This is a genomic window from Alcaligenes pakistanensis, from assembly GCF_014652815.1.
In the GTDB taxonomy this organism is placed as follows: Bacteria; Pseudomonadota; Gammaproteobacteria; order Burkholderiales; family Burkholderiaceae_B; genus Alcaligenes; species Alcaligenes pakistanensis.
Window position 1 is genome coordinate 368,821 of sequence record NZ_BMZN01000002.1, and the last position, 12,214, is coordinate 381,034.

The following is a 12,214-nucleotide window of genomic DNA, read 5'->3' on the forward strand; positions in this document are numbered from 1 at the left end:
GTGGGTCTCCAGATTCAGGCAGCCTGCTCCAGGCAGGTCTGGCGGGCGGCATCCAAGGCTTGCTTGATCACATCCAGCGAGCCGACATGATTGCATAGCAAAAGCACCAATGCCGCATTCATGGCATGGCTTTGTGCCGTGCTCAGGCCGTGGTGCGCGTCGATCAACATTTGGTAGAAATCGTCAGCTCGTTCCAGGGGGGTATCGGTATTCAGTGTAGACATGAAGCACTCTCCAGGAAATGGCCACAGGCTTTGTGTAAGGCAGCCTGGACAGCTTGCCCATCCAGGTGACGCCAACGGGCGCACAGGTGTTGGTCGGGGCGGATCAGGTAGCAACTGCCGGACAGGGCGTCGTAACGCTGGCGCAACCTGTCCTCGCTATCGATCACGCCACCTTGGGCTTGTGCTGGGCTAGTGCCAGCTGGCCAGACGCGCAGACGGGTTAACAAACCTTGGGCGACCAGTTCGTCTACGGATTCCAGATGGCTGCTGGCGCCTTCACCAAATTCCAGTAGCGTAAAGCCGCGACCCAGTTGAGCCAGCCACCAGCCTTGCTGGCCGTTTTGCTCGATAGGGGCATCGGGCACGCAGGCGCCTAGTGGTGTGGCCTGTGGGGCGAACTCGTGTTCGTCCGCTGTATTCAAGGGGCTGTCTGGGTAAGCGCTAGGCAAAGACAGACGACCACTATTAACCAGCACACGGGCAAAGGCGTGACGGCGGGCCAGAATCAGAGCCGCATCGCGAAATAGGCGGCTGATTTCGCTTTTAGGCGTGATGAAGTCTGTTGAGCGGCTGGAGTGACGAATATTCTCGTCGGCGGCCAGTTCGCGTTCGTGGCTGTAGCTGTCCAGCAGAGAGTCGGGCGCTTGGGCGTTCAGAACTAGATTCAGCTTCCAAGCCAAGTTGTCAGCATCTTGAATGCCGCTATTTGCGCCGCGTGCACCAAAAGGCGAGACACGGTGGGCCGAGTCCCCAGCAAACAGAATACGACCATGACGGAAGCGTTCCATGCGTTCGCAGGCAAAGGTGTAAATGCTGACCCATTCCAGCTCAAAGGGGGCGTCGGCACCTAGTAGGGCGCGAATGCGGGGCAGCACATTTTCTGGTTTGACGGCTTCCTCTGGGTCGGCATCCCAGCCCAATTGGAAGTCGATACGCCAGACATTGTCCGGCTGGCTATGCAGCAGAACAGATTGATTGGGGTGAAAGGGTGGATCAAACCAGAACCAGCGTTCTGCCGGGAAGTCGGCCTGCATGCGCACGTCAGCGATCAGGAAGCGGTCTTTGAACACGCGTCCACTGCTGCTTTCACCCAAGGCGCGGCGTATGGCTGATCGTGAGCCGTCGCAGGCCAGCAGCCATTGAGCTTCCAATGTGTAGCTGCCTTGCTCGGTTTCTACATCCAGATGTACGCCTTCAGCCTGATTCAGTACGTTCAGCACTTTATGGCCGGAACGCAGTTCAATCAGCGGCTGCGCGCAGACAGCCTCGTACAGGTAGCCTTCGCAGTAGTACTGCTGCAGATTGATAAAGGCGGGGCGCTGGTGGCCTTCTTCGGGCCGCAGGTTAAAACTCCAGACTTCCTGGTTGCGAAAAAAAACCTTGCCCACATTCCAGGACACGCCTTTTTCCATCATGCGTGAACCTACACCCAGCCGGTCCCAGATATCCAGGGTGCGCTTGGCAAAGCAAATGGCCCGTGATCCTTTGGACAAACTGGTGTCATCGTCCAGAACCACGACCCGGTGGCCTTTAGCCGCCAGATCCAGGGCCATAGTCAACCCCACCGGGCCAGCGCCCACCACCACAACAGGGTGGCGAGTGTGGGTAGCTGGTGGGGGCGCTTGCGTCAGCTCCAGGGTCTGGTAATTAATGTCTCCCATTTTCTTTCTCCCTGGTCGCGCGTCTTACTGGCCTTCGAGCTGTTTCCACATTTCCAGATCGCGCTCGGCGGTCCAGATGCGTGGGTCTTCGTGGCCGTTGACTTCGTCGTAGGCACGGGACACGTCAAAGGGCATGCAGTGATCAAAAATGACCCAGTCTGCGTAACGTGGTTTCATGAAGTCGTAGGTTTCGCGGTAAATGGTCTTCAAATCCTTACCGGCAACAGCGCCTTGCTGCACGCTGGAGTACAAGTCCGTCAGAAAGGCACGAGTACCTGCCAGGGCTTGACGCACTTCCGTGGCATTTTTTAAAGCCGGACCACGGCCTGGCACCATTTGCTCGGCGTTGAACTCGCCCAGACGGTCCAGCGTGCGAGGCCATTCACGGAAGTAGCAGTCGCCCGCATACGGGGTGGATTGATATTCAACCAAGTCACCGGCAAACAGGATTTTTTGCTTGGGTAACCAGGCAATGGTGTCACCCTTGGTGTGGCCACGGCCCACTTGCATCAGGTGGACTTCCAGATTGCCCAGGTCCACCGTCATGTGACCTTCAAAGGTCATGGTGGGCCAGGTCAGGCCAGGAGGAATGGATTCTGCGTTGCGGAACAGGCGGGGGAAGCGACCAATTTCGCTAGCCTTGTCTTGTTCACCGCGTTCTACGATCAGATCGTAGGTGTCGCGGCTGGCCAGGATTTCCTGCGCATCGTAGGCGGCGGCACCCAGCACGCGCACGGCATGGTAGTGCGACAGCAGGATGTACTTGATGGGTTTGTCGCTGACTTCGCGGATGCGGCGGATCACGTCCTCAGCCATCACGGGGGTGGCTTGGGTGTCGATCACCATAATGGCCTCGTCACCGATGATGATGCCGGTATTGGGATCACCTTCGGCCGTATAGGCGTAGGCGTTATCGGACAGTTTTTCAAAGGCAACGACTTTGTCTTCCAGGTCGTTATGCGAGGCGAAGGACTTGCTCATGAAAATGACTCCACGGTCGATAGGGATGGAGTCAGATTAGTTTATGGCGAATCAGTTAGATATAGGTGAATACCTGAATAAGGTAGGAATAGTCAGACAAGGCAGACGAGCGCCTGCCTGCCTTATCCGGCATCAGGCACTGTCATAAATAGGGTTAGCGGCGCTGGCAGCGCGAACAGTAATAGGTCGCCCGTTGGCCTTGCACGATGCGCTTGATAGGCTGAGTACAACGCGAGCACGGTTTCCCGGCACGCTCATAGACATTGGCGTGGATATCGAAGTAAGCGCCTGGTTCCCCACTGGCATTGACGTAGTCGCGCAAGGTGCTGCCGCCGGAGTCCAAGGCGGATTGCAGTGTGCTCAAGACAGCCGCATGCAGTTTTTCGCAGCGGTGCAAAGAGACTTCGCCTGCGGGTAGTTCTGGATGGATACCGGCTAAAAACAGCGATTCAGAGGCATAAATATTGCCTACGCCGACCACAATTTTACCGCTTAGCAGGGCTTGTTTGATCACGATGCGTCGACCTTGCAAGTGCCGGTGCAAATACTCCGGGGTAAACAAAGGATCGAAAGGTTCTACGCCTAAAGTACGTAGCAAAGGGTGGTTTTCCAGGGGGCCATCGCTATGGGCGTGCCATAATATCGCACCAAATCGTCGTGGGTCGTGCAGCAGGAAGCGGGCCTCATCAAAAATCCATTCCGCATGATCGTGTTTGCGACGATCTTCATCCAGGGCCACGCGACGTAAGGAACCGGACATACCCAAGTGGATGATCTGGACGCCTTGTTCAAAATGCAACAACAAGTATTTGCCGCGACGCTCGCAGCTCTGGACAGTCTGCCCCTCAATCCATTTGGGTAAGGAGACAGGCACGGGCCAGCGCAGACGTGGCTCGTGGACCAGGAATTGCCGGACAATTTTTCCCTGGATAACCGTCGCAATTCCGCGACGAGTTGTTTCAACTTCTGGCAGTTCAGGCATGGGGGGGTGATACCATCAACAAATCTGATTCCTTTATTGTGCCATCGGGCGTTTTTTCGCGCGTATCACGGCACGGGTTTTTCTGGATGAATGCTCTGACCTTAGCACTAAAGCTGGGCCTGATGTCGTTGCTTGCAGCGGTTTCGGTGCAAGCACAACCATCACTTCCCATCCTCAAGGCGGAGCCGCCTGCTGATACCATCCGCTTGCGCGGAGGGCAATTGCCCCTGGTAGGTCTGACCCCGGACATTCTGTATCGCATTCTGGTCGCCGAAGTGGCTGCCTCGCGAGGCGAGTTTGATGTTGCCAGCCAGACTTTTTTGTCTCTGGCCCGTGACACCAGCGATCCTCGACTGGCTCAGAACGCCTTTCAATATGCGATGGCTGACCGTGACTTGGCGCGTGCCTTGCGTGCTGCCAAAGAATGGGCCTTGCTGGCACCCAATGATCCTGAAGCCAAAGCTACCGCCCTGGCCCTGGAAGCCTCCAGCGGTCAGACCGAAGGTTTGGCTGATGCTTTGTGGCTGCGTATTTCTCGCGCCCAGGATAAAGAGCAGGCCGTGGTGCAAGCCATGAGTATGGTCAGCAAAATGGTGGATCGTCGTCTGGCGCTGGAAGTGTTGGACAAAGCCTTGCAGCAACCGGTGCGTTCACTTCCTATTGCCCGTCTGGCCTTGGCCGATACGGCCTTGAGTGCAGGCGATATGGCGCGTGCAGAGCGTGAAGCCCGCGAAGCCCTGAAGCTGGACCCGCATTCTGAAGCGGCTGCACAGCGTGTGCTGGAATACGGTATTAAGATTGACCCATCGGCTGCCTTGCAAAGCGCGCGCAACTTTGTGCGAGCCAATCCAGACAGCCGCAAGCTGCAATTACTGTTAGCCAATCGCCTGGTGGAGCGTCAGCAGTTTGAAGAGGCCCAGGCTATTGTCACCGCCTTGCAGCGTGCTAACCCCGAAGACTTTGATCTGCTTTATACCCAGGCCGAGATTCATATTCGTGCCCAGGAGTTCGATCAGGCTCGCCAATTGCTGGAGCAATACATTACGGTCCAGCAACAGCGTCGTCAGTCTTTGAATGATGCCGTCAGCACCGCTTTGGCCAGTATTTCCGAAGCACGCCTGTCTTTGGTACAGATTGCCGAAGCCCAGGGCAATATGGACGAGGCGATTCGTCAGCTGGATCTGATCGAAGAACCCGCCTTGCGCTTTCAGGCCCAAATTCATAAAGCCGTCTTGCAAGCTCGCCAGGGCAATTTGCCCCAGGCGCGTCGTACCCTGGAAAACTCTCGTCCGCGCGACATGAGCGAACAAGTCGTGGTGGCCTTGACGTATTCCTCTATCTATCAAGATAGTGGTCGTACGGATCAAGCTCTGGAAGCGCTGGAACGCGCTGACCGGGAATTGCCTGACAGTCCCGAGATCAAATACAACCTGGCCATGCTCTACGAGCAGCGTGCCAAGCACGATCAGTTTGAAACCTTGATGCGCCGCGTGATTGAGCTGCGTCCAGACCATGCCAATGCGTATAACGCCTTGGGCTATACCTATGCGGATCAGAATCGCCGTATGGATGAGGCACAGGATTTGCTGGAACGTGCCATGGAGCTGGAGCCGGACAATCCTTATATTCTGGATAGCGTGGGCTGGTATCTGTTTCGTATTGGTGATTTGCAAGCGGCGCTGGAATATTTGCAGCGCTCTTACGAGCGCTTGCCGGAGGCTGATGTGGCGGCGCACTTGGGTGAAGTCTTGTGGGTGAAGGGCCGCCGCGATGATGCCATGCTGGTATTTCGCGCGGGCTTGAGCAAAGACGCAGAGAACCGCACATTGACTGAAGCCATCAAGCGCCTGGGAGTACCGCTGCCGTGAGTATCTTGAAACAGCGAATCTGGGCTCGTGCGGGCGCACTGGCATTGGCAGCCTTACTGAGCGCTTGTGCAACTCCTCCTAAACCTGAGGCTGTCGGCAGCACAGATGCGGCTACCGCCGACTCAGCCCTGTCACGCTCTGGTCGTTTTGCCTTGAGCGTGACCCATGCTAGCTCCCAGGTGGAAGCCGTGCAGGGTGGTTTTTCCTGGCGCGATGATGGCCGCAAGCTGATGCTGGACCTGAGCAATCCCTTGGGTAATACCTTGGCGCGTGTTTGGGTCTTGCCTGGTCAGGCCATGCTGGAACGTACCGATGGCAGTCAGGAAGTGGCTTCACATCCCGATGCCTTGGTGGAGCAGGTGTTAGGTAGCCCAGTGCCGGTTGCCGGTTTACGTGACTGGCTGCATGGTCGGACAGGGCCGTCCGCCGTTCAAAATCAGCGTTTAGATGAACAGCAACAATTAAGCAGCTTTGAGCAGTCGGGCTGGCGCGTGACGCTGTCGCGTTACGATGAACAAGGCCCGCGCTTGTTGCAGTTGAACCGCCATGAAGCCAGCCGCTCTATTAGTGTGCGTCTGGTTGTGGATCAATAAAGCCCGAGCAGGTTTGTCTAATGGCGCTCTATCATGTCCCGGCTCCGGCCAAGATCAATTTGTTTTTGCATGTCACGGGCCGTCGTGAAGACGGCTACCACTTCCTGCAAACTGCCTTTCGCTTCATTGATCTGAATGATTACCTGAGCTTTGTGCCGCGCAGTGATGGGCAGATCCATCGGACGCACACCACCTTAAGCGATGTAGAACCCGAGCAAGATCTGGTGGTGAAAGCCGCGCGTGCCTTGCAGCGGGCGACTGGCACACAGCAGGGTGTAGACATCGCTTGCATTAAGAACATTCCTTCAGGTGCGGGAATGGGAGGGGGTTCCAGCGATGCCGCCACGACTTTGATCGCCTTGAACCGTTTATGGGGCCTAGGGTTGAGCCGTCAGGCCTTGATGGATATTGCCTTGCCCTTGGGGGCGGATGTGCCGGTTTTTGTGTTTGGCCAAGCCGCTTTTGCCGAAGGCGTGGGCGAGCAGTTGCAAGCCATTCAGATGCCGCCACGGGACTACCTCATCATTCGGCCCCCGCAATTTATATCCACGGGGAAAATATTCGGCTCCGAATGCTTGACACGAGACGAAAAACCCACCACAATGACGTTCTTTACTGATTGGCAAGAAAAATTCTGGCAAGGCAAGGACAACAATCCTTATTTTGGCAGGAACAATCTGGAGTCAGTCGCATTCAGTCTTTATCCTGATTTAGAAGTTTTGAAGCAGGGTTTGCAAAGATTAAAATTGAATGCTAGAATGACGGGCTCAGGTTCTTGTTTGTTTGTTGAGTGCAGAGACAAACAAAGCGCCATGAACGGTCAAGTTGAAATTGACCGAAATCGCAGTAAAATAGATTTTTCTGGTAGCGCAGAAACAAGTAGTGGTAAATTGCTGGTCGAACAAACTTGGGTTTGTTCTGGATTGCAAGATCATCCATTACGCTACTGGATAAAGTAAGTATTTGGGGAATCGCCAAGCTGGTTAAGGCACTGGATTTTGATTCCAGCATGCGAAGGTTCGAATCCTTCTTCCCCAGCCACCTTTCAGGCCTAGCCTGCGATAATGTAAAGCTGTTGAGTCGTTGCCTTAACGAGGTCCCGATCAACAGCTTTGCTTTTCCTGCATCAAAAATCTATCTCCCTATCATGGCACAAGACCGATTCATGATCTTCACCGGCACGGCTAATCCTCGCCTTGCTGTCGATGTCGTCAACCACCTTGATATGTCGCTGGGAAAAATGACGGTGGGCCGCTTCTCCGATGGGGAAGCCATGGTCGAAATTAACGAGAACGTCCGCGGTCGCGATGTTTTTGTTCTGCAACCCACCTGCGCCCCCACCAACGACAATCTGATGGAAATCATGGTGATGGTCGATGCCTTGCGCCGTGCTTCGGCCGGCCGCATCACCGCAGCGATTCCCTACTTTGGTTATGCCCGTCAGGATCGACGCCCCCGTTCGGCGCGTGTATCGATCTCTGCCAAGGTCGTAGCCAATATGTTGCAAGTGGTCGGTGTTGATCGCGTCATGATGATGGATCTGCACGCAGACCAAATTCAGGGTTTCTTCGATATCCCTGTCGATAATATCTACGCTTCCCCCATTTTGCTGGGCGATATCTGGCGCTGTAACTACCAGGATATGGTTGTGGTCTCGCCTGATATCGGCGGTGTGGTGCGCGCACGTGCACTGGCCAAGCAGCTGGAAGTGGATCTGGCTATTATCGACAAGCGCCGTCCGCGCGCCAACGTCTCTGAAGTCATGAACATCATTGGTGACGTCAACGGACGCACGTGCATCCTGATGGATGACATGGTGGATACGGCCGGTACGCTGTGCAAAGCGGCTGAAGCTTTGAAAGAGCGCGGTGCCAAAGCGGTTTACGCTTACTGTACGCATCCCGTGCTCTCGGGCGAAGCGGTCGAGCGTATTGCGAATTCCCAATTGAACGAGCTGGTTGTCACGGACACGATTCCTTTGTCCGCCAAGGCACGTGAATGCACAAAGATCCGTCAATTGTCCTGTGCAGCTCTGCTGGGCGAGACAATCTTGCGTATTTCCAACGCCGAATCTGTCAGCTCCTTGTTCAGCGATTAAGTTTTTATAGCGTGTGCTGGTCGCGGCACACGTCAACTAGGTAGGTCACTACCGTTTTTTAGCAGTGGTCTGATGGCCCTGCAATATGGAGTTTCCCATGAAATTCACCGCTACGTCGCGTGATGTACAAGGTACGAGTGCGAGCCGCCGCCTGCGTCACGCTGGCCAAGTTCCTGCAATTGTTTACGGTGGCGAAGAACAGCCCGTCGTGATCTCTCTGGATCACAACGAGACTTACCACAACCTGCGCAAAGAAGCCTTCCACGCTTCCATCCTGACGATGGAACTGGACGGTAAGGCTGAAAAAGTGCTGTTGCGCTCGGTTCAGTGGCACCCGTACAAGCAGCAAGTTCTGCACGTTGATTTCCAACGCGTTCTGGCTTCGCAAGCCATCACCACCAAAGTTCCTTTGAACTTTGAAGGTGGCGATGTGTCTCCTGCTGTCAAGCTGAGCAGCCAGGTTATCAGCCACATCCTGACTGATCTGGAAATCACTTGCTTGCCAGGCAACCTGCCAGCATCCATCACTGTGGACCTGAGCAACATGACTGCCAACGCTAACTTGCACCTGGAAAGCATCAAGCTGCCACTGGGCGTGACTTACGCTGGCAACGATACCAACCCTCTGCTGGCTGCTGCTCTGCCAGTTGGTGGTGCCGCTGCTTCGGAAGAAGCAGAAGAAAGCGCCGAGTAATCAAGATTGCCAGCCGGCTCCGGTCGGCTTGCAGCTTGGCGAATCAACCCCTGTCAGCGTATGCTGGCGGGGGTTTGTTATTTGTGCCTATACCTTAGTGGTGTAGCCGCTTCCTGCGAAAACATTCATGTCTGAGCCTATCCGTTTGATTGTTGGCCTGGGAAATCCTGGCCCCGAGTACGAAACCACCCGCCACAATGCTGGCTTTTGGCTGGCTGACCAGTTGGCCGATGATCTGCATGCCTCCTTCAACCTGGAAAAATCCTTTTTCTCCTGGGTGGCCAAGGCGCGCTTTGAGGGTGAGAACGTCATCATCGCCAAACCCATTACCTTCATGAATAAATCTGGGCAGGCAGCCGGAGCCTTGATGCGTTTTTACAAGCTCAAGCCCGAGCAGGTTTTGGTCTTGCATGACGAGCTGGATTTGCTGCCCGGTCAGGTCAAGATGAAAAAAGGTGGTGGACACGCCGGGCATAATGGCCTGCGCGACATCCAGTCCGCGTTTGGTACACCGGACTTCTGGCGCTTGCGTCTGGGTATCGGCCATCCGCGTACCCTGGGCTTGGCTCAGCAAGTCGTGAACTTTGTATTGCATACCCCTCGCAACGAAGAACTGCGCGAGATTGAAGATGGGATGAATCGTTGCCGCATCATGATGCCTGCCTTGTTGCGTGGGGATTTTGAGCAGGCGACTCGGCAGCTTCATGCGCCGCAGAAGGCCTGAAGCATGAAGCCAGTGGCAGGTGGCCAGATGCGCTTTCGGGATGAGCTTAAAGACTTCTTCCATTTCCTGCGTAACCCTCGCAGTGCGCGGCGTTTGCCCGGCAGAGTGCAAGGGGATGGCTGGTATCTGGATTGGTTTGCTCCCTTGCCCTGGAAACGCATGTTGCAATGGGCGGGCATGCTGTGGCTGATCAATGCGTTGGTGCTGGGCCCAATTGCGGTCTCAGTGGCGGGGGCGGGTGGTGCTCAACATCGCCTGGACCCTACTAATATTCCATGGGTGCAAGCTATTATCTGGGCCCCTATTGTTGAGGAACTAGTTTTCCGCTTTGTTCTGCGGCGACCTTCTCAATGGCTGACGGTAGTCCCGCTGGCGGTGTTCCTGATGTTCCAAGGGCCTAGTTGGGCCATGCAGGCTTTGTTGGCGCTGGGACTGGCGATATGGATCAGCCGCTATACCGGCATGTCACGTACAGCACTACCTGTGGACAGCTCTTGGTGGCGCAAGCTTTTGGGTGCGCTGCAAGGGCGGGCATGGCGTTTTTCTTCCATGCGACGTTATTGGCGCTGGTTCCCATGGGTGTTCTACGGGGCGACCTTGGCCTTTGGCGCGCTGCATCTGTATAACTTCCAACTCAACAGCATGAGCTGGTTCTTGTTGCCCATGCTGGTGTTGCCTCAATGTCTGACGGGGCTGGTGCTGGCTTGGCTGCGTGTGCGTCGAGGCATTGGCGCCTCGATTGTGCTGCACGCCATCTTCAATGGTGGCCCGGTCCTGCTGATTATCGGTTTGCTCAAGCTCTTTGACGGCATTCCTGTTTAAGCACGCCCGTTTTCAAGCGCTATCCTGTGTCCCCGACACGACTGTTCTGAGCCACCTGCGGGCTCTGTAGCGCCCAAGGGCGCTACAATAGCGCATCGTTTTATAACTCTTTGATTTTCAGGATACTCATGGCACTGCAATGCGGCATCGTTGGCCTGCCCAACGTTGGTAAATCCACTCTGTTCAACGCTCTGACCAAAGCCGGCATTGCGGCTGAAAACTACCCCTTCTGCACTATCGAGCCTAACGTGGGTGTGGTCGAAGTACCAGACCCGCGTCTGGATGCTCTGGCACAGATTGTGAGCCCAGAGCGTGTCCTGCCTGCTGTGGTGGAGTTTGTAGACATCGCCGGTTTGGTAGCAGGTGCGTCCAAAGGCGAAGGCCTGGGTAACCAGTTCCTGGCTAATATCCGTGAAACCGATGCTACCGTGCACGTGGTGCGCTGCTTTGCCGATGACAACGTGATTCACGTCGCCGGTAAAGTCGATCCTCTGGCCGATATCGAAATCATCAACACCGAACTGGCTCTGGCTGACTTGGGTATCGTAGAAAAAGCGGTACACCGCAATCATAAGCTGGCCCGTTCTGGCGACAAAGATGCGAGCAAGCTGGTGGCCTTGCTGGAGCGTATCGAAACAGCCCTGGGTCAAGGCAAGTCCGTGCGTTCGCTGAAGCTGGACGAAGAGGAATTACACCAGATCAAGTCCTACGGCTTTATCACGGCCAAGCCCACCATGTACGTGGCTAACGTGAAAGAAGACGGTTTCACCAACAACCCGCATCTGGAAGCTGTGCAGAACTACGCAGCTGCTGACGGTGCGCCTGTGGTGGCTGTATGCGCTGCTGTGGAAGCTGAAATCGCTGAATTGGACGATGCTGACAAGATCGAGTTCCTGTCCGACCTGGGCATGGAAGAGCCCGGTTTGAACCGCGTTATCCGCGCCGCCTACAGCTTGCTGGGCCTGCAGACCTACTTCACCGCTGGTGTGAAAGAAGTCCGTGCCTGGACCATTCGTGTGGGCGATACGGCCCCTCAAGCAGCGGGTGTGATCCACACCGACTTCGAGCGTGGCTTCATTCGTGCACAGACTATTGCTTTTGACGACTTTGTGGCCTGCAAGGGTGAGCAAGGTGCCAAGGAGGCAGGCAAGATGCGCGCTGAAGGCAAAGAGTATGTGGTTAAAGATGGCGACGTGCTGAACTTCTTGTTTAACGTCTAAGCGTCTTCAATCGGGTGTCCAAGTGGCAGGCCTCTGAAATCAGAGACCTGCCATTTTTTTGCTATTTTCTATAACACCTGGTGTATAGATTAAGCTCGTCGCGGTAGGGGGAGTTTTTAAAAATGCGTGATTCGAGCGGTTTGCCCGCAAGCAGGGCATTGTAGGTCCGTTGGGTTTCGCATAGTTATTTTCTACTGCCCCAACGAGCCTGCCTTCTTTGCATATGGCTCTGCGTAAAGAGACCGTGCGAATTGAGGAAACAGCTTTCAAACAGGCAGTCGCTTATGTGTTGAGTGTGTCAGAAGTCCATTTGGCTCAGTTGATCAGCAAGAGGCAATGTACAGAGA

At 55.3% G+C, this 12,214-nt stretch carries 12 protein-coding genes and 1 tRNA gene; 9 read left to right on the forward strand and 4 right to left on the reverse strand.

What is annotated here, in order from left to right; translation table 11 throughout:
• Positions 1-14 precede the first annotated feature (14 nt).
• The 4 genes from IE156_RS06625 to mutM all read right to left on the reverse strand — a co-directional run bounded on the left by IE156_RS06625 (position 15) and on the right by mutM (position 3,848).
• Positions 15-224: a DUF2783 domain-containing protein gene (locus IE156_RS06625; protein WP_189391745.1), complete on the reverse strand. Its 210-nt coding sequence runs from the start codon at positions 222-224 to the stop codon at positions 15-17.
• The gene (locus IE156_RS06630) at positions 212-1,885 is read right to left on the reverse strand and encodes an FAD-dependent oxidoreductase (RefSeq protein ID WP_189391746.1); all 1,674 of its coding nucleotides are present in this window, start codon (positions 1,883-1,885) and stop codon (positions 212-214) included. The genes IE156_RS06625 and IE156_RS06630 overlap by 13 nt, the downstream gene beginning before the upstream one ends.
• Before the next feature lie 24 nt (positions 1,886-1,909).
• Positions 1,910-2,866, reverse strand: a complete 957-nt coding sequence (locus IE156_RS06635; protein ID WP_189391747.1) for an MBL fold metallo-hydrolase — start codon at positions 2,864-2,866, stop codon at positions 1,910-1,912.
• 154 nt (positions 2,867-3,020) lie between these two features.
• Positions 3,021-3,848, reverse strand: coding sequence for a bifunctional DNA-formamidopyrimidine glycosylase/DNA-(apurinic or apyrimidinic site) lyase (gene mutM / locus IE156_RS06640; RefSeq protein ID WP_189391748.1), 828 nt, complete (start codon positions 3,846-3,848; stop codon positions 3,021-3,023).
• A 122-nt stretch (positions 3,849-3,970) separates the two neighbouring features.
• Between mutM and IE156_RS06645 the strand changes: the two genes are divergently transcribed.
• The 9 genes from IE156_RS06645 to ychF all read left to right on the forward strand — a co-directional run bounded on the left by IE156_RS06645 (position 3,971) and on the right by ychF (position 11,867).
• Positions 3,971-5,716: a tetratricopeptide repeat protein gene (locus tag IE156_RS06645; protein ID WP_229841065.1), complete on the forward strand. Its 1,746-nt coding sequence runs from the start codon at positions 3,971-3,973 to the stop codon at positions 5,714-5,716.
• The gene (gene lolB, locus IE156_RS06650; RefSeq protein ID WP_189391750.1) at positions 5,713-6,309 is read left to right on the forward strand and encodes a lipoprotein insertase outer membrane protein LolB; all 597 of its coding nucleotides are present in this window, start codon (positions 5,713-5,715) and stop codon (positions 6,307-6,309) included. The genes IE156_RS06645 and lolB overlap by 4 nt, the downstream gene beginning before the upstream one ends.
• A gap of 20 nt (positions 6,310-6,329) precedes the next feature.
• The gene (ispE, locus tag IE156_RS06655) at positions 6,330-7,268 is read left to right on the forward strand and encodes a 4-(cytidine 5'-diphospho)-2-C-methyl-D-erythritol kinase (RefSeq protein WP_189391751.1); all 939 of its coding nucleotides are present in this window, start codon (positions 6,330-6,332) and stop codon (positions 7,266-7,268) included.
• Between the two features lie 5 nt (positions 7,269-7,273).
• Positions 7,274-7,350 (forward strand) — tRNA-Gln (locus IE156_RS06660).
• Positions 7,351-7,456: 106 nt separating this feature from the next.
• Positions 7,457-8,407, forward strand: coding sequence for a ribose-phosphate pyrophosphokinase (locus IE156_RS06665; RefSeq protein ID WP_189391752.1), 951 nt, complete (start codon positions 7,457-7,459; stop codon positions 8,405-8,407).
• 97 nt (positions 8,408-8,504) lie between these two features.
• A complete protein-coding gene (locus IE156_RS06670; RefSeq protein WP_229841068.1) occupies positions 8,505-9,101 on the forward strand; it encodes a 50S ribosomal protein L25/general stress protein Ctc in 597 nt (198 codons plus the stop codon).
• A gap of 127 nt (positions 9,102-9,228) precedes the next feature.
• A complete protein-coding gene (gene pth, locus IE156_RS06675; protein WP_189391754.1) occupies positions 9,229-9,825 on the forward strand; it encodes an aminoacyl-tRNA hydrolase in 597 nt (198 codons plus the stop codon).
• Between the two features lie 3 nt (positions 9,826-9,828).
• Positions 9,829-10,647, forward strand: coding sequence for a CPBP family intramembrane glutamic endopeptidase (locus IE156_RS06680; RefSeq protein WP_189391755.1), 819 nt, complete (start codon positions 9,829-9,831; stop codon positions 10,645-10,647).
• Positions 10,648-10,775: 128 nt separating this feature from the next.
• Positions 10,776-11,867 carry a redox-regulated ATPase YchF gene (gene ychF, locus IE156_RS06685; protein ID WP_189391756.1) on the forward strand — a complete coding sequence of 364 codons (1,092 nt, stop codon included), beginning with the start codon at positions 10,776-10,778 and terminating at the stop codon, positions 11,865-11,867.
• The last annotated feature ends 347 nt before the right edge of the window (positions 11,868-12,214 follow it).

Excerpts from the sequence above, each read along its gene's own strand:
- IE156_RS06625 (WP_189391745.1), bottom strand. The coding sequence starts at position 224 with ATGTCTACACTGAATACCGATACCCCCCTGGAACGAGCTGACGATTTC.
- IE156_RS06630 (WP_189391746.1), bottom strand. The coding sequence starts at position 1,885 with ATGGGAGACATTAATTACCAGACCCTGGAGCTGACGCAAGCGCCCCCA.
- IE156_RS06635 (WP_189391747.1), bottom strand. The coding sequence starts at position 2,866 with ATGAGCAAGTCCTTCGCCTCGCATAACGACCTGGAAGACAAAGTCGTT.
- mutM (WP_189391748.1), bottom strand. The coding sequence starts at position 3,848 with ATGCCTGAACTGCCAGAAGTTGAAACAACTCGTCGCGGAATTGCGACG.
- IE156_RS06645 (WP_229841065.1), top strand. The coding sequence starts at position 3,971 with ATGTCGTTGCTTGCAGCGGTTTCGGTGCAAGCACAACCATCACTTCCC.
- ispE (WP_189391751.1), top strand. The coding sequence starts at position 6,330 with ATGGCGCTCTATCATGTCCCGGCTCCGGCCAAGATCAATTTGTTTTTG.
- IE156_RS06665 (WP_189391752.1), top strand. The coding sequence starts at position 7,457 with ATGGCACAAGACCGATTCATGATCTTCACCGGCACGGCTAATCCTCGC.
- IE156_RS06670 (WP_229841068.1), top strand. The coding sequence starts at position 8,505 with ATGAAATTCACCGCTACGTCGCGTGATGTACAAGGTACGAGTGCGAGC.
- pth (WP_189391754.1), top strand. The coding sequence starts at position 9,229 with ATGTCTGAGCCTATCCGTTTGATTGTTGGCCTGGGAAATCCTGGCCCC.
- IE156_RS06680 (WP_189391755.1), top strand. The coding sequence starts at position 9,829 with ATGAAGCCAGTGGCAGGTGGCCAGATGCGCTTTCGGGATGAGCTTAAA.
- ychF (WP_189391756.1), top strand. The coding sequence starts at position 10,776 with ATGGCACTGCAATGCGGCATCGTTGGCCTGCCCAACGTTGGTAAATCC.